The 14,756-nt window shown below is 63.7% G+C and carries 17 protein-coding genes; 7 read left to right on the forward strand and 10 right to left on the reverse strand.

Annotation, left to right across the window (positions count from 1 at the left end; translation table 11 throughout):
• Positions 1-42: 42 nt before the first annotated feature.
• Positions 43-1,248, reverse strand: a complete 1,206-nt coding sequence (locus ACFFJ6_RS21375; RefSeq protein ID WP_378391614.1) for an efflux RND transporter periplasmic adaptor subunit — start codon at positions 1,246-1,248, stop codon at positions 43-45.
• A 201-nt stretch (positions 1,249-1,449) separates the two neighbouring features.
• On the opposite strand from ACFFJ6_RS21375, the gene ACFFJ6_RS21380 reads away from it, so the two are divergent.
• From ACFFJ6_RS21380 to yghU, 3 genes are all read left to right on the forward strand, one after another.
• Positions 1,450-2,037 (forward strand): TetR/AcrR family transcriptional regulator, encoded by a 588-nt coding sequence (locus ACFFJ6_RS21380; protein ID WP_378391616.1) that lies wholly within the window; start codon positions 1,450-1,452, stop codon positions 2,035-2,037.
• Between the two features lie 274 nt (positions 2,038-2,311).
• On the forward strand, positions 2,312-3,481 hold the full coding sequence (locus ACFFJ6_RS21385; protein ID WP_378391618.1) for a diguanylate cyclase domain-containing protein: 1,170 nt from the start codon (positions 2,312-2,314) through the stop codon (positions 3,479-3,481).
• A gap of 123 nt (positions 3,482-3,604) precedes the next feature.
• Positions 3,605-4,480 (forward strand): glutathione-dependent disulfide-bond oxidoreductase, encoded by an 876-nt coding sequence (yghU, locus tag ACFFJ6_RS21390; protein ID WP_378391620.1) that lies wholly within the window; start codon positions 3,605-3,607, stop codon positions 4,478-4,480.
• 277 nt (positions 4,481-4,757) lie between these two features.
• Here yghU and ACFFJ6_RS21395 read toward each other — a convergent pair whose 3' ends face one another.
• The 4 genes from ACFFJ6_RS21395 to ACFFJ6_RS21410 are packed head-to-tail and all read right to left on the reverse strand — an operon-like array spanning position 4,758 to position 6,766.
• Positions 4,758-5,144, reverse strand: coding sequence for a group III truncated hemoglobin (locus ACFFJ6_RS21395; RefSeq protein ID WP_378391622.1), 387 nt, complete (start codon positions 5,142-5,144; stop codon positions 4,758-4,760).
• A gap of 31 nt (positions 5,145-5,175) precedes the next feature.
• Positions 5,176-5,766, reverse strand: a complete 591-nt coding sequence (locus ACFFJ6_RS21400) for an NADPH-dependent FMN reductase (protein ID WP_378391624.1) — start codon at positions 5,764-5,766, stop codon at positions 5,176-5,178.
• A gap of 54 nt (positions 5,767-5,820) precedes the next feature.
• Positions 5,821-6,315 (reverse strand): MOSC domain-containing protein, encoded by a 495-nt coding sequence (locus ACFFJ6_RS21405; protein WP_378391626.1) that lies wholly within the window; start codon positions 6,313-6,315, stop codon positions 5,821-5,823.
• 43 nt (positions 6,316-6,358) lie between these two features.
• Positions 6,359-6,766, reverse strand: coding sequence for a hypothetical protein (locus tag ACFFJ6_RS21410; protein WP_378391628.1), 408 nt, complete (start codon positions 6,764-6,766; stop codon positions 6,359-6,361).
• Positions 6,767-6,993: 227 nt separating this feature from the next.
• Here ACFFJ6_RS21410 and ACFFJ6_RS21415 point away from each other — a divergent pair, with 227 nt between their 5' ends.
• Both ACFFJ6_RS21415 and ACFFJ6_RS21420 read left to right on the forward strand, forming a co-directional pair.
• A complete protein-coding gene (locus ACFFJ6_RS21415) occupies positions 6,994-7,218 on the forward strand; it encodes a hypothetical protein (RefSeq protein ID WP_378391630.1) in 225 nt (74 codons plus the stop codon).
• 99 nt (positions 7,219-7,317) lie between these two features.
• Positions 7,318-7,959, forward strand: coding sequence for a CPBP family glutamic-type intramembrane protease (locus ACFFJ6_RS21420; protein WP_378391632.1), 642 nt, complete (start codon positions 7,318-7,320; stop codon positions 7,957-7,959).
• Between the two features lie 73 nt (positions 7,960-8,032).
• Here ACFFJ6_RS21420 and ACFFJ6_RS21425 read toward each other — a convergent pair whose 3' ends face one another.
• Positions 8,033-9,895, reverse strand: a complete 1,863-nt coding sequence (locus ACFFJ6_RS21425) for a potassium transporter Kup (protein ID WP_378391634.1) — start codon at positions 9,893-9,895, stop codon at positions 8,033-8,035.
• Between the two features lie 283 nt (positions 9,896-10,178).
• Positions 10,179-10,964, reverse strand: a complete 786-nt coding sequence (locus ACFFJ6_RS21430; RefSeq protein ID WP_378391636.1) for a tetratricopeptide repeat protein — start codon at positions 10,962-10,964, stop codon at positions 10,179-10,181.
• A 251-nt stretch (positions 10,965-11,215) separates the two neighbouring features.
• On the opposite strand from ACFFJ6_RS21430, the gene ACFFJ6_RS21435 reads away from it, so the two are divergent.
• Both ACFFJ6_RS21435 and ACFFJ6_RS21440 read left to right on the forward strand, forming a co-directional pair.
• Positions 11,216-11,389: a DUF1328 domain-containing protein gene (locus ACFFJ6_RS21435; protein ID WP_082364236.1), complete on the forward strand. Its 174-nt coding sequence runs from the start codon at positions 11,216-11,218 to the stop codon at positions 11,387-11,389.
• A gap of 189 nt (positions 11,390-11,578) precedes the next feature.
• On the forward strand, positions 11,579-11,875 hold the full coding sequence (locus ACFFJ6_RS21440; protein ID WP_054164949.1) for a hypothetical protein: 297 nt from the start codon (positions 11,579-11,581) through the stop codon (positions 11,873-11,875).
• 122 nt (positions 11,876-11,997) lie between these two features.
• On the opposite strand, the gene ACFFJ6_RS21445 is transcribed toward ACFFJ6_RS21440, so the two are convergent.
• The 3 genes from ACFFJ6_RS21445 to ACFFJ6_RS21455 all read right to left on the reverse strand — a co-directional run bounded on the left by ACFFJ6_RS21445 (position 11,998) and on the right by ACFFJ6_RS21455 (position 14,666).
• A complete protein-coding gene (locus ACFFJ6_RS21445; RefSeq protein ID WP_378391639.1) occupies positions 11,998-12,618 on the reverse strand; it encodes a GNAT family N-acetyltransferase in 621 nt (206 codons plus the stop codon).
• A gap of 265 nt (positions 12,619-12,883) precedes the next feature.
• On the reverse strand, positions 12,884-13,282 hold the full coding sequence (locus ACFFJ6_RS21450) for a PaaI family thioesterase (protein WP_378391641.1): 399 nt from the start codon (positions 13,280-13,282) through the stop codon (positions 12,884-12,886).
• Between the two features lie 100 nt (positions 13,283-13,382).
• Positions 13,383-14,666, reverse strand: coding sequence for an ArgE/DapE family deacylase (locus tag ACFFJ6_RS21455; RefSeq protein WP_378391643.1), 1,284 nt, complete (start codon positions 14,664-14,666; stop codon positions 13,383-13,385).
• Positions 14,667-14,756 lie beyond the last annotated feature (90 nt).

Here is a 14,756-nt window from a genome sequence, read left to right on the forward strand (position 1 = left end):
GGAAGAGAATCGATCCCGCCTCGTCGGCGGGATCGCCAATGGTTAGTTCTGCGCGACGGCCTTGCCGGTCGTCATGCTCGCGCCATCCATCGCGACAGTCTCAGGCTTGATGGTCGCGCCCGGCCGCACGCGCTGCAGGCCATTGACGACGATGCGCTCGCCTTCCTTGAGGCCCGAGGCGACGACGCGCATGCCGTCGACCGAAGCGCCGAGCGTCACTTCGCGATATTCGGCCTGGTTCTTGGCATCCACCACCATCACGAACTTCTTGTTCTGATCGGTGCCGACGGCGCGTTCGCTGACGAGCAGCGCGGGCTCCGGCTTGGGCTGTCCCATCGACAGCCTGGCGAATTGACCCGGCATCAGCCGTCCGTCGGCATTGTCGAACACTGCGCGCACCCTGACGGTCCCGGAGCGCGGATCGACTTGGTTATCGACGAACTGCATCTTGCCTTTCACCGGCGTGGAGCTGGCACCGGTCGTCATTTGAACCGGGATGCGGTCGATCGCGCCGGGGGTCTTCTCGTCCGCCAGCGTCTTCAACGCGCGGGCAACCACCTGCTCGTCGGCGTTGAAGCTTGCGTAGATCGGATTGACCGAGACCAGCGTGGTGAGCAGCGGCGAGTTCGGCCCGGCAGCGATCAGGTTGCCGACGGTGATCTCGATCTTGCCGACGCGGCCTGAAACGGGGGCGCGAATCTCGGTGTAGCCGAGATTGAGTTCGGCGGTCTTCAACGCCGCCTCGGCCGTTTTCAGGTTTGCCTCCGCCTCCCGATAGGTATTGAGGCGGTTGTCGACCTCGCGTTGGGTGATGGCCGAACTGGACAGTTGCTGACTGCGCTCGAAATCGGCCTTGGTGAAGACCACCCGGGCGCGCGCCGCGGCCAATTGCGCCTGGGCGCGATCCACTTCAGCGGCGTAGAGCGCGGGATCGACCACAACGAGAAGATCGCCCTTGTTGACCAGAGCGCCTTCGCGGAAACGCACCTCCTGGACGGCGCCTGCGACACGCGACCGGATTTCCACCCGCTCGATCGCCTCGAGTCGGCCCGAGAATTCGTCCGACGGCGTCGTGGCTTTTGCTTCGACGAGAGCGACCGACGCCGCCACGGCGGGCGGAACCGGAGATGCCGCCTCCGCCTGAGCCGATCCGGACCGGTCGATCAGAACCGCTCCGCCGGCCAAAGCGGCCGAAATCGCCACAATCCCCGCACCCATCTTGATGTTTCGAGCGAAAGTTTCGACCATCGTCATTCCCCATTCAACCGCAGCGGGCTTGCTAAAAGCCCAGCAAATTCAGTAACTCGTGCGCACAACGACAGCGTAATGAAGGACCAGAATACCACGCTGCGGTGCACATATCCATACCGTCCGGTATAGATGGACTATCGACATCCACTGTCAAGAGACTTATCTACCGTTTGGTAGAAATCTCTGGAGGCGCTTGCAATGGCCATGGGACGACCTCGCGAATTCGACGTCGATGCGGCGCTCGACCTCGCCCTGCACGTCTTCTGGCGCAAGGGCTATGAGGGCACGTCGATGTCCGACCTGACCGAGGCGATGGGGATCACCAAGCCGAGCCTCTACGCCGCGTTCGGCAACAAGGAAGATCTGTTCCGGAAAGCGCTGGATCGCTATGTCGACGGACCTGGCGGCTACTACCAGGCCGGCCTGCAAAAGCAGACTGCGCGCGAAGTGGTGGAGCACATCCTTTTTGGGGCCGTCGATGCCATGAGCGACCCTAGCAATCCGGGCTGCCTCGCGGTGCAAGGCGCACTCTGTTGCGGCGAGACGGCCGAGACCATCAAGCAGGAGTTGGCTGCGCGTCGTGCGAAGATCGAACAGGATCTGCGAGACCGTCTCGCTCGGTCGATCGCCGAAGGCGACTTGCCCGCCGACGCCGATGCCGGCGATCTCGCCCGCTATGTCTCGACGATTCTGCAAGGTATGGCCGTTCAGGCCGCCGGCGGGGCGTCCCGCGATCAGCTCCGCAAGCTCGCCGATATGGCGATGCGCAGCTGGCCGCCGATGTGAGGCACTAATCCGGGATCCGGCCCGGCGATCATGTCGCGTATTTCGCCTCGCTGGCGTCCGTCTCGAACCATGAGACAATCGTGTTGCACAACCGGGCCTTCGCGGCGCCAAACCGCGCGTTTGTGCTCGTCCGACCGGAAGCGAGCCATGCCGATTAAACCAGCACCTGTCGTGGGCCGTTCATTGACCCGCCGTTAACATTGGCGCGACGATATTACCGCGCCGCGTCTTGTTGCCATCGGCTGTTAGGAACTCGCGACGTATGGTGCCGCGGATGATCGCCCCTTTGTTCGCCAGGTTCCTGCACGCCGATCCGCGGATCCGCCGCGAATTGGTGGAGCTGCTGTACACGTCGTTGCCGCAGGTTGTGGCGATCGGCGGCACCTCGGTGACCGGCGCGGTCGCGTTGACGCTGATCGATCGCGATCCGGGCTACGCGATCATTTCAGTTTTCATTCTGATTACGGCGGTTGCCCGCATCGTCTCGCTGCTGCGCTACAAGGCGCGGGCCGCGGAGTTCAGCGAAGCCGACGTCGTGCGCTGGGAGGTGCTTTACTGCGTCGGCGCCTCCGCCTTCAGCCTCGCTCTCGGTGCACTGTCGTTTCGGGCGTTGTGGCTGGGCGATGCGCCCGGCGCCTGGATCGCCTTCGGTCTGTCGATGTCTTACTGCGTCGGCATGGTCTCGCGGGCGGCGATCCGCCCCTGGATCATCTTGACGGCGTCGGCGATGCTGCTGATCCCCACCATGGTCGCCGGCCTGCTCCGACCGGAACTCGCCTACAACATCGGCGCCGCCATGCTGGTGCTGTTCTGGCTCACCCTGCGCGAAGCATCCAAACATCTCAGCGCCGCTTTTACCGAGCGGCTCGAAGCCAAACATCGGCTGTCGCGCCAGGCGACGCATGACTTCCTGACCGGCCTGCCGAATCGCGCCGGTTTCCTGACCGCGCTGGCGGGGATGACCGGAAGCTTCACGCTTATCGCGATTGACCTCGACGGCTTCAAGCCGGTCAACGATCGCCACGGTCACCACACCGGCGATGATCTGCTGCGCCAAGTCGCCGGGCGTTTGCAGGCCTGTGCCGGCCCGACGGGTATGGCGGCGCGTTTCGGCGGCGACGAATTCATGCTGCTGAAGCCGATCGCCGAGGGCGATCCAGGCCGCGACGAAGCGCTGGCGCTCGCACGCTCCGCTGTGTTTGAGCTGTCGAGGCCGTTCCTGCTGTCGGACCTGCCGGTGCTGATCGGCGCCAGCGCCGGGCTGGTGATCAGCGATGGCACCCTCTCCGCCAATCCGGCCGCACAGCTCCTGGAGCGCGTCGATCATGCACTCTATACGGCCAAACGCGCCGGCGGCGGCTGTGCCTGGCTGGATACCGAGGACTGCAACGATGCGGGGGAAAGCACCCCGGACATGACGCGCGCCGGCCTGTCGGCCGCCTAGCTCGCCCCGGGCGGGCGCGCGACATTGCAAGGCGCCGATCGAAACCTGGCTCTTGCAAAGCGCCGTAGCGTCGCCATTGTTTCCCACTCACCCGCAACGACAAGACATCATCCGGAGCTGCCGATGACCGACGCCCCCTACACGCCGCCCAAAGTCTGGACCTGGGACAAGGAGAACGGCGGCAAATTCGCGTCGATCAATCGCCCGATCGCCGGCCACACTCACGACAAGGAACTGCCGGTCGGAAAGCATCCGCTACAGCTCTATTCGCTGGCGACCCCGAACGGCCAGAAGGTCACCATCCTGCTCGAGGAACTGCTGGCACTTGGTCACACTGGGGCCGAATACGACGCGTGGCTGATCAAGATAGGCGACGGCGATCAGTTCTCGTCGGGTTTTGTCGAGGTCAATCCGAACTCCAAGATTCCGGCGCTGCTCGATCGCTCCGCGAATCCGCCGATCCGCGTGTTCGAGTCCGGCTCGATCCTGCTCTACCTTGCGGAAAAGTTCGGCGCATTCCTGCCGACCACGCCTGCCGGACGTACAGAGTGCCTGAACTGGCTGTTCTGGCAGATGGGCAGCGCGCCGTATCTTGGCGGTGGTTTCGGCCACTTCTACGCGTATGCGCCGGAGAAGTGGGAGTATCCGATCAACCGCTTCGCAATGGAAGTGAAACGGCAGATGGACGTGCTGGATCGCCGCCTCGCCGAAACGGCTTATCTCGCGGGCAACGAATACACCATCGCAGACATCGCGGTCTGGCCGTGGTACGGCGGGCTTGCCAGCGGCGCGTTGTACGGTGACAGCGCGACTTTCCTGGATGTCGCCAGCTACACAAACGTGCAACGCTGGACCAAGGCGATCGCGGAACGCCCCGCAGTCAAACGTGGCCGCATGGTCAACCGTGTCTCGGGGGATCCCTCGACCCAACTTCACGAGCGCCACGATGCCGGCGACTTCGACACCAAGACCCAGGACAAGCTGGCCGCGGCGAAGTAATCAGCACGAGGCTGTAGAAACGGGGAGTCGGAAACCGACAAACTGTCCTCCGTTATTCTGGGGCGCCAGCATAGCTCGCGAACCCGGAATTCGGAGGTTGGTGGTTCGTCCCTCTCCGGTCATTCCGGGACGCGCTGCACAGCGGCGCAGGCCCGGAATCCATATCCCCTGGACTCTCGATCGCGCCCTGATGTCCGCCGCGCTACGCCAAAGCGGATGCTGCGGCGTATCGATTCCGGGCTCGCGCTAAGCGCGCCCCCGAATGACGGTGGATGTCCTAAACACTATGCCTCGGCGCGGCGACCTTACCCCGCGTCGTGGCGATTCCCATTTCGAAGCTGTCGGCGATGCGGCGGGCACGGATGATGAAAGCGGCCGCGACGTCGGGCGCGAACAGTTCGGTCGCGGTCGCCTCGAACAATTTCAGCCAACGGTCGAAGTGCGCTGGCTCCAGGCCGAGCATCAGATGCGGCCGCATCGGTCGGCCTTCGTAGCGGCCGGTCTTCAACAGCATCGACGACCAGAAATCGCTGATCTGTGCGATGTGATGGTCCCAATCCGCGACGGCACGATTGAAGATCGGGCCGATCTGCTCATCCTCCCGCGCACGCGCGTAGAAGGTGCGAACAAGCAGGTTGATCTCGGCTTCGGTGATGCTGTGCATGGCCTGGATGTAGGACGCGATAGCGCCTCGCTCAATATGGCGGTTTGACCTTGGCGCGCTGCGCTTTGGCTGCTTCGGCCCACCAGGCCAGATCTTCGGCGAAGCGCGGAAATGCACGCGACAGAGATTTGCCGCCCTCGCCGATCGGCGCGCCGCTGTCGTCCAGCGTCTGCGCGATCGGCCCGACAGCCAGCGAGGATGAAATCACCACCATGCCCATTTCACTCAGCGTGCCGTGCCACGCCGTTGCGGCGCGCACGCCGGAGAACCGTCCGGCCGAGTAGCTGGCAATCGCGGCTGGCCGCCAAAACCACTCCTCGAGGAAATGGTCAGTGAGATTCTTCAGTCCGGGCTGAAAGCCCCAATTATATTCGCCGGTGACAAACACGAAGCCGTCCGCACTGCGGATCTTCTCGGCCAGTGCCTCCATCGTTTCCGGCGCTTCGCCTTCGGGATATTCCTTGTACATCCGGTCGAGCATCGGCAGCCCGATCGCCTTGGCGTCGATGAGTTCGACGTCATGGCCGAGCTGGCTCAGTTCGGTGACCAGATAGTTCGCGAGACGAATCCCCATTCGGTCCGCGCGATAGGATCCGTACAGGACGAGCAGGCGAAGAGACATCGGCGAAGTCCTCATTCAAAACCGCTGCACGCAACGCGCGTCCCACGATGGGTTCTAGATGCGCTCGACGAGGTCGCCGATCCGCACCGTTCCGCTTTCGAGTATCCGCGCGGTGATGCCGCCACGCCCCCGCACCGCGTTATAGCCCCCCGCCCCCAAGGCCTCTTCCATCCGGCTGCACGGCGCGCAATCGCCGGAGCCTTCCAGCAACGCCGTGCCAATCCGGAAGCGCTGGCCCCTGAGCGCGGCGAGATTGATCCCGCGCGTCACGAGATTTCGACGCAGCAGATGCGGCGTCACCGCGTCGCGACCGAGAAACGCCGCGATGGCAACGAGATCCTCTGCTGCGATCAGCGTGACCTGCCGGGGCCCATTGTGGGTGGTCCGATAGCGATCGCCAGTGATACCCGTCTGCGCGATCAGAGCCGCTTCGTCCGGCATCGCCATCTCGGCTTGCCGCGAGGGGCGCAAACCGATCCATTCCAGTCGCCCGGCACGTATCGGTGCGGCGATCAACCGGCCAACCGGCGTATCGGGAGACATCGTCATCATGCGGTCGGCGACAAGACCGCGGACCGGATATCGTTCCCGCTCAGGTCTTCGGCAGTTTCGGAATCGCGTCGGCGAAGCCGTTGTAGCAGGCCAGCCGCTCGTCCTGCTCCTTGGTGAAGCGGCAATCGGCCACTGCCTTGGCGGCCGGCTGCTTGGCGCCAGGCTTCATGGTCTTCGGCTTCGGCGGGTAGATCGCGTCGTAGCAGTCCAGTCGCTCCTTGCTGTCGTCCTCGATCTCGAGACAAGCCTGCAACTGCGCTGCAACTGAAGGTTTGGCGGACTTGGCCTGCTTTGCGGCTCCGTCCGATTTCGCCATCTTGTCGCCGCGTGGCTTGACCTGCACTAGCGGCCGATCGCCGACCATCGGCGGACTGCTCGGCGTGTTCGCGCTCTGCGCCAGCGCCGCGCTCGAAGCCAGCAGCGCGACCATGACAACCATCGTCCTCATCGAGATCCCCATCGAATGCGCTCACCGGCACGTCGCGCCGTGGCGGTTGTTCATCAGCGACGCTACGTCAATCCGAGCGCCGAGGCGGCGTCAAGCGCATTGCCCGGCGCCCGGCTGGAGTTTCCACGGGCACCAAGCTCGACCGCTCGATTGCGGCAGGTTTGCGGCAATGGAACCGTGGCGGTCACCCGCTGGAAAGCGGGCGGCTTCTGCAGTACTCATTCGGCATGAGAACCGTGCTGATTGCCCTCCTGCTCGCCGCCGCGGTGCCGGCCGCCGACGCGGCTGACGACAAGCGGCCTTCGCCCAAGCCGACGCCGCTCCCGAAACAGACGAGCGGCAATCCCTGCGCCGCCTATGGCCCCGGCTTCGTGCAGGTTGAAGGCGGTAGCACCTGCGTCAGGGTCGGCGGTGCCTTGGAGGTCGGGGTCGGCGGCAGCAGCCGGCGCTGACGTCGTCCCCGGGCAATCACTGGCCTCCTCGGGATCACATCAGGGCGAACTGGCGCGGTTGTGACTGGCGTCATTAGGCGGAATGCCGATGATCGCCGGATGACAAATTTACGACAAGCCAAGCCGACTCCCGACGATATCCCCAGCTTCACCACGCATCAGCTGGTCCCGCTGGCGGGTCTGGCGCTCGTGCTGGCTGCGCCAGGGCTGGCGATCCATTTCAGCCTGCTGCCGTTCGCCTACCGGATCCATGCGCTGCTGGTCGTTTCCGGGCTGTGTATCGGGCTGTGCGTCTGGGCCGGAGTGTCGTTTTCAGAGCTCGGCTTCGGTAAGCCGCATCAATGGCGGCACTGGCTCGGCTGCGCAGTTCTGACGCTGGCGATTGCCGCAGTGATGTTGCTGCAGACCCAGTTTTTCACATTCGACGCCAAACCGCCGGCGTGGCTGAGCTTCGCGCCATTCTACGTTCTGGTCTCGAGCCCCTGCCAGGAAGTGGTGTGCCGCTCGATCCCCAAGCTCATCACGGATCGGCTGTCGCGCGGCGGCTGGGCCTATGTGCTGTACTCGGCGGCGATGTTCTCGCTGATCCACCTCTGTTACGGCGATCCGGCGCTGCTCCTCAACACGTTCCTGCTCGGGCTGGTATGGGGTGCGGCCTATCTATGGATGCGCAACATCTGGCCGTTGATCGTGTCCCACGCCGCCATCGGCACGCTGGCTTTCGCGCTGGGGCTGGCCTGAGCGCGAAAGCGATTCGCGCATCACCGGCCGCCGATCGACGCGACGCGGCCGATCTGCACTCGGCAAAGCGCGATCAGATCTCGAGCTGCGTGCCCAGCTCGACCACGCGATCGGTCGGGATCTTGAAGAAGGTCGTCGCCCGCGTCGCATTCAACGTCATGAAGGTAAACAGACGCTCGCGCCACAGCGCCATACCGGGATTGAGGCTCGGCACGAAGGTCTCGCGGCTGAGGAAGAACGAGGTCGACATCATGTTGAACTCGTGCCCGAACTGCTTGCACAGCGCGAGTGCGGCCGGCACGTCGGGCGTCTGCATGAAGCCGTAGCGAATGATCAGACGATGGAAGCCGTCGCCGATATCGGTCATCAGCACGCGCTCGCTGTCCGGAACGTAGGGCGTTTCCGCGGTCATGACCGTCGCCAGCACGACGCGCTGATGGACGGTTTGATTGTGTTTGAGGTTGTGCAGCAGCGCCGGCGGCACGCCGTCGGTCGCAGCGGTCAGGAATACCGCCGTCCCGCGGGCACGTGACACATTTGGCCCAAGCGCGCGCAGCACAACATCAAGCGGCACCGCCTGCTTCTTGAGTTGCTTGCGCACGAGGGCGCGGCCACGCCGCCAGGTCGTCAGCACGGTGAACGAGATGAAGCCGATGAACAGCGGGAACCAGCCGCCCTGCGCGACCTTGATGATATTGGCGGCGAAGAACGCGAAGTCGACCGCCAGTAATGTACCGATCACCGCGATCACCAGCGCCATGTTCCAGCGCCACAGCAGGGCCATCACGAACGACACCAGGATCGTGTCGATCATCATCGTGCCGGTGACGGCGATGCCATAGGCGGCGGCCAGGTTGCTCGATGACTGGAAGCCGATCACCAGCGCCATCACGGCGAGGTACAAGGTCCAGTTGGTGAACGGGACGTAGATCTGCCCCGCCTCCTCGCCCGAAGTGTGCACGATCGTCATGCGCGGTAGTAGGCCGAGTTGGATCGCCTGCCGGGCTACCGAATAAGCGCCTGAGATCACCGCCTGCGACGCGATCACCGCCGCTGCGGTCGCGAGCGCGACCATCGGCATCACCATCCAGTCCGGCCCCATGCGGAAGAATGGATTCTGGATCGCGCTCGGATCTTGGATCAGCAGCGCACCCTGGCCGAAATAGTTCAGCAGCAATGACGGCAGCACAAGACCGAACCAGGCCAGCCGGATCGGAAAGCGACCGAAATGCCCCATGTCGGTGTAGAGCGCTTCGCCGCCGGTGACGGCGAGCACCACCGAGCCGAGCGCATAGAAACTCATCAGCGGATGTCGGAACACGAACTCGAACGCGTAGATCGGACTGATCGCTTCGAGGACGCCCGGCGAGCGGACGATGTTGGCGATGCCGAGCACCGCAAGCGCGACGAACCACAGCGTCATCACCGGACCGAACAGGCGTCCCACGAGCCCTGTTCCGCGCGACTGGATTGCGAATAGTCCCGTCAGCACGACGGCGGTGATCGGCACGACATAGAGCTTGAGATCCGGCGTCACCACCTCGAGGCCTTCGACGGCGCTGAGCACCGAAATCGCCGGGGTGATCATGCTGTCGCCATAGAACAGCGCCGCGGCAATCACGCCAAGCATCATCAGCGGATAGTGCACCCGGCGCCCGCGTGTCAGTTCGGTCACCAAGGCCAGCAACGCCAAGCTGCCGCCCTCGCCGTGGTTGTCGGCACGCATGATGATGATCACGTACTTCACCGTGACCAGCAGCATCACGGTCCAGAACACCAGCGACAGCACGCCGAAGATATTGTCCGGGGTCACCGCGATCGGGTGATGGCCAGCGAAGGTTTCCTTAAGCGCATACAGCGGACTGGTGCCGATGTCGCCGAACACGACGCCGATCGTGCTGATCAGCAGGCCGACGCTGCTTTTGTGCTGGCTCATTGCTCGCCCTCTGGGCCGATCTGCCGGCCGACCCGGACGTCAGGCGCCGGCCGCACGATGTCGACACCGCGATCCGAACAACGCACCGGCCGTCCCTGCCGGCCGGCGTCCGATTCCGATCCCGCGTTTCTATTCATAGGCGCCGTGCTCTGTTGTTGACCTGGATCAGACGCGCCGGAACAGACAGGCGACCACGCCGACTGCACCAAGCCGTCTTCCGAATTCGTTCGCTAGCAGATTTTCAAGTCAGGACGGAGTGCCCCGGAAGCTTCCCGGAAAGACCTTAGAAGCACAGATTGGTCACAAGCTTCCCCTGCTTGTCCTTAATCGAATACGGGCAGTCGGCACGTTTCAAAGCTGCGGCAGCGTCGGCGTTGCCGAGCGCTGCCGCACGTTCGTAGAATCCCTTGGCAGCACCCGAATCCTGCGGACCGCCCCGTCCCGCCTGCGCGAACGCGCCCATGCGCTCCAGCGCTCCGGGATGTCCTTGCGCCGCAGCCTTTTCGAACAGCGCGCGCGCCTGGACGTCATCCTTGGTTCCGCCGACGCCCTCGGCCAGCATCATGCCGAGCTGATACTGCGCCTCGGCGTTGGTCTCGGCCCCCTTGGCGAGCAGCGCGCGAGTTTTCGTCGGATCGGACGAGCCGCCGCCGCCGAGTGCGGCGAGATTGCTGATGCCGCGCGGATTGCCGGCCTCGGCCGCTTTCGCGAACAGCTCCCTCGCCTGAGCCTCATCCTTGGCGACGCCGGCCCCGGTCGCATAGGCGACGCCGAGCTCGACCATCGCCGACGTACTGCCTTTGGCGGCGGCTTTCCGAAAGGCCGCGAGCGCATCCGCCGGCTGGCGGTTGGCCGCGTAGGCTCGACCGAGCGCATACATCGCCCGGCGCGAACCCGCGGCCGCCGTGCGGCAATATTTGATCGCGGTCTCGATGTCGCCGGCTGAGATTTCGGCTACGCCCTTGACGCTCGCCGGCTTGTCCGGATCGGCTGGATCCGCCGCGATCCGATCGCACAGCACCAGGTCGGCGGACTGTGACAAGGCCGCCGAGGTCGGAACCACGACCATCAAGGTCCACAGAGCCAAAGCTCGAGGCAAGGCTCGCGCGATCGAACGCACAATCCCTATCGTCATCGTATGTGGTCCCCTCGGCGCATCGGTTGGCCGGCGGCAATCTAGCCGCATCGTCCCGGCGCTTCAAACCGGCCGGCCGCATCAAAGCCCGTCCGGGCTCGATCATCAGGCGATCTCCACCGCCAAATGCGGAACCTTGGGTGGCGCTCCTCGTTCACGCAGCACGCTTCACGAGGACAATATCGATGACGATTTTGAAATGGGCTCTCATCTTTCTGGTGATCTCGGTGATCGCCGGCATCTTTGGCTTCACTGGAATCTCCGCCGCTTCCGCTGATCTGGCGCGCATCCTGTTCTACATCTTCGCAGTGATTTTCATCGTGCTACTGATTCTCGGATTCACGATCTTTAGAGCCTGAGGTTTCCACGAAGGGCAGCTCCGCGTCGGTCGCTGACGCAGAGCTGCCATGAATGGTTGTTACGTTTGATCTGTCGCAATCGCGGATGGTCCATTTCGACCAAGGTGATACGTCCGCGCGCCGATTTTATATTGCATTGCAACATCGGCTCCACTACGTATCTCCGCAATAAAAAATTGGGGCGGGTCGATGAGCGAAGACTGGAATACGAAGTATGGCACGCGTCGCGTCAGGCGCGATCCGCCGACGCTCGAAGAGGCAATCTTCGCGGCGATGGGCATTACTGACGATGTCGAATCCCAAGCCGAGATCGCTGCATCGCTGATGGGCCTCCCGATCGAGCAGGTGCAGAGCGAAGTACGCAAGGCCGGACGTGCCGCGGCGCGCACCACACGGGTGATCACCGGCGAGCAAGGTAGTCAGCGCTCTGTCGTCGTCGAGCGGCGTGTGTCGCGCCGAATCGTCGGCAACGACAAGCGAATCTGAGCGGCAGAGACAGGAGCCTCGGCACCCTGGATTTCTCAGTCCGAAGAACAAACGCCGCGGGCATCAGCGCGCGGCGTTATCGTTTGTAAGATTGTGTTGTCGAGACGAATGCGCGGCGCCGCTCAGGCAGCGCGTCCGAGCCCCGACATTCTCAGAAACAGATTCCAGCACGCCTGATTGAAATCAATCAGCGCACTCGCAGCGCCGGCCGGGATTTCGATCGTTGGCGCGTCCACGCGCGGCGCTTCCTGATTCAAGTCGATCGTGCCGGTCGATTCGCCCTGACGGAAGGTCAGATGTGCGCCGAACTTGTTGGCGAGTGCCCGCATCGCCTGGTTCTGCGCGCCGGTGGTGATGCGCAGATTTTCGTAGCCAAGCGACCGAGCCACTTCCATCAACTGCTTGAACAGGATGCTGCCGATGCCCTTGCGGCGCAGATGGGCTTCGACGCTGAACGCGATTTCCGGCAGCGAGTCGGTCGACAGGTCCGGCTGATGCAGTTCGGCGGCCGCATGAACCGAGCCGTCCTCACCGAAAAACGCAACGATGATGGTGCCGTCGCCGCCGCATTTCATGGCGTAGCGGTCGATAAAGCCCTCGTCCGCATAGCCGTTGAAACGATCGCGCCGGCTCTCCGCGTCCAGCCGCAGCAGGTGGTCCCGCAGCAGCGGCAGTTCCTGGTTGATCAGCGATCTGATCGTCCCTTTGGACCCGGTGAGGTCGGCGATGAGAGCGTCGTACATAGGTTCATCTCCTTTGGGGGACGACCCTCAAGGAGGCGTTCGATTCCCTAGACCAAAGATATATTGTGCAACGCACAATAATATTCAAGATCAAATGGCTCAACTGCCAGGGAACGACCGGCGTCAAAGCCATCGAACATTGCTAAAACTTCATAAATTCAAGCTGTTTAACAAACCTTGAGCGAGCGCAAACAGACTCACCAAACGGTGCTTTTGCACCGCACTCTAGGGATGATACGGAGGCTGCCCCGCAAGGGTGGCGGTATCAAAGAACCATCTGAGTCTGTGTGACGAGGGCCACCAGCCGCCCCTCCTCGGTTTCAATCCGGGTCTGCCAGACCTGAGTCCGCCTTCCCCGATGCACCGGCGTCGCAATAGCCCGAACGGTGGTGCCGGCTTTCGCCGCGGCCACGAAGTTGGTCTTGCTCTCCAGCGTCGTCGTGCCCTTCGAATCCGGCGGCAGGTTGATGAAGGTCGCCGTCGCACCGACGCTGTCGGCCAGCGCCATCACGGCACCGCCATGGATCGCATCGCCGAGCGTGCACAGATCGGGGCGCACCACCATGGTGGCGACCACCCGCTCAGCTCCCGCCTCAACGAACTCCACGCCCATCAGCGCCGCGAAAGGCAGCGGCCGCGACCTGATCATGTCCAGCGGCGTCATCATCCCTCCTTCGGCCCGCGTCTGATCGCGCGGGCTCATCGTGTTGGCCGGCAGCAAAAGAGCCTAACTCCCGGCGGTTGGTCGGCAATGACCTCCGAGGTTATTGCGCCGGCTCGACCCCGCACCATTCGGCGATGAACAACGCGGTCGCCTTGGTCGACTGCCGCAACGAGTCGAGGTCGACATACTCGTTGAAGCCGTGCATCGCCTCGCCACTGGCGCCGAAGCACAGGCTGGGAATGTCGTAATTCAGCCCGTAGAAGCGGGTGTCGGTCAGTGCCGTGAACACCAAGTCGGGCGTCGCACCACCGTACACGGCGTCGTAGGCCTTGCCGAATGCCGCCTCCGGCTCGGCCGAGTTGGTCAGCTCGTAGCCCTCCGAGAGGAAGCCCGACCACTCCACCTGCGGCGGATTGTTCGACAGGAAGCGATGGTCGCGGGACGCAGCAGCGACGCAGGCGAGGATCTCGGCCTGATGGTCGGCGATCGACCACCCCGGCAGCACCGCGATCCGGCAGTCGACATCGCACCACGCCGGCACGCTCGAAGCCCAGTCGCCACCCTTGATAATGCCAGGGTTGAAATTGATTGGATGCGCCAGCGTCTTGAAATGCGGATCGCTTGCCGCCCGCCGATTCCACTCCTCCTCGAGCTTCTCCAGCGCTGCGATGAGGTGATAGGCCGCAGTGATGGCGTTAGAGCCGGAGCCTGCGGTGGCGACATGCACTGGATAGCCCCGCACCCGGAGCCGGAACCAGATCACGCCGACCTGAGACCGCACCATCTTGGCGCCGGTCGGCTCGGGGATGAAGCAAGCATCGGCCCGGTAGCCGCGCTGAAGAGTCGACAGCGCGCCGACGCCGGTGCTCTCCTCCTCGATCACAGACTGGAAATGGATACGCCCGGTCGGCCGCAGGCCAGCGGCCTTGATCGCGTCCAGCGCATAGAGAGCACCGATGGTGCCCGACTTCATATCGCAGGCGCCGCGACCGTAGAGCCGTCCGTTCTTCACCACAGGATCGAACGGCGGCGTCTCCCACATGTCGATCGGCCCGGCCGGCACGACGTCGCAATGTCCCTGCAGGATCAGCGAACGACCGCTGCCGTTGGTCGGCCGGTAGGTGCCGACGACCGTGCGGGCCTTGGAGAAGTCGTGCTCGATCGGACCATAGCCCCGCAGATCCTTCAGATCGTCGAGATTGATGTGCCAATCGTCCACCTCGTAGCCGCGCTGCCGCAGCAAATCGCCGATCATGTCCTGGCACGGGCCCTCGGCGCCGCGTGTGCTCGGGATCGCGACGAAGTCTCGGGTGGTGGCAAGCTGGGCGTCGAAGCCCGCATCGACAGCGTCAAGGATTCGGCGTTGGGTATCGGTGACGCTCATGCGGCGACTGCTCCGTTTTGTTCTTGCGTGATCCCGGCGTCGCGATCAAACCACAGTTCGCCAGAATTGCCAGACAGTTTGGCGGCGCCG

Origin of the sequence: Rhodopseudomonas telluris (genome assembly GCF_042432815.1) — a bacterium.
Lineage (GTDB): Bacteria > Pseudomonadota > Alphaproteobacteria > Rhizobiales > Xanthobacteraceae > Rhodopseudomonas > Rhodopseudomonas telluris.

Bases quoted from the DNA above. Each gene is read 5' to 3' on its own strand.
- ACFFJ6_RS21375 (WP_378391614.1), bottom strand. From the start codon at position 1,248: ATGGTCGAAACTTTCGCTCGAAACATCAAGATGGGTGCGGGGATTGTG.
- ACFFJ6_RS21380 (WP_378391616.1), top strand. From the start codon at position 1,450: ATGGCCATGGGACGACCTCGCGAATTCGACGTCGATGCGGCGCTCGAC.
- ACFFJ6_RS21385 (WP_378391618.1), top strand. From the start codon at position 2,312: ATGATCGCCCCTTTGTTCGCCAGGTTCCTGCACGCCGATCCGCGGATC.
- yghU (WP_378391620.1), top strand. From the start codon at position 3,605: ATGACCGACGCCCCCTACACGCCGCCCAAAGTCTGGACCTGGGACAAG.
- ACFFJ6_RS21395 (WP_378391622.1), bottom strand. From the start codon at position 5,144: ATGCACAGCATCACCGAAGCCGAGATCAACCTGCTTGTTCGCACCTTC.
- ACFFJ6_RS21400 (WP_378391624.1), bottom strand. From the start codon at position 5,766: ATGTCTCTTCGCCTGCTCGTCCTGTACGGATCCTATCGCGCGGACCGA.
- ACFFJ6_RS21405 (WP_378391626.1), bottom strand. From the start codon at position 6,315: ATGACGATGTCTCCCGATACGCCGGTTGGCCGGTTGATCGCCGCACCG.
- ACFFJ6_RS21410 (WP_378391628.1), bottom strand. From the start codon at position 6,766: ATGAGGACGATGGTTGTCATGGTCGCGCTGCTGGCTTCGAGCGCGGCG.
- ACFFJ6_RS21415 (WP_378391630.1), top strand. From the start codon at position 6,994: ATGAGAACCGTGCTGATTGCCCTCCTGCTCGCCGCCGCGGTGCCGGCC.
- ACFFJ6_RS21420 (WP_378391632.1), top strand. From the start codon at position 7,318: ATGACAAATTTACGACAAGCCAAGCCGACTCCCGACGATATCCCCAGC.
- ACFFJ6_RS21425 (WP_378391634.1), bottom strand. From the start codon at position 9,895: ATGAGCCAGCACAAAAGCAGCGTCGGCCTGCTGATCAGCACGATCGGC.
- ACFFJ6_RS21430 (WP_378391636.1), bottom strand. From the start codon at position 10,964: ATGGTCGTGGTTCCGACCTCGGCGGCCTTGTCACAGTCCGCCGACCTG.
- ACFFJ6_RS21435 (WP_082364236.1), top strand. From the start codon at position 11,216: ATGACGATTTTGAAATGGGCTCTCATCTTTCTGGTGATCTCGGTGATC.
- ACFFJ6_RS21440 (WP_054164949.1), top strand. From the start codon at position 11,579: ATGAGCGAAGACTGGAATACGAAGTATGGCACGCGTCGCGTCAGGCGC.
- ACFFJ6_RS21445 (WP_378391639.1), bottom strand. From the start codon at position 12,618: ATGTACGACGCTCTCATCGCCGACCTCACCGGGTCCAAAGGGACGATC.
- ACFFJ6_RS21450 (WP_378391641.1), bottom strand. From the start codon at position 13,282: ATGACGCCGCTGGACATGATCAGGTCGCGGCCGCTGCCTTTCGCGGCG.
- ACFFJ6_RS21455 (WP_378391643.1), bottom strand. From the start codon at position 14,666: ATGAGCGTCACCGATACCCAACGCCGAATCCTTGACGCTGTCGATGCG.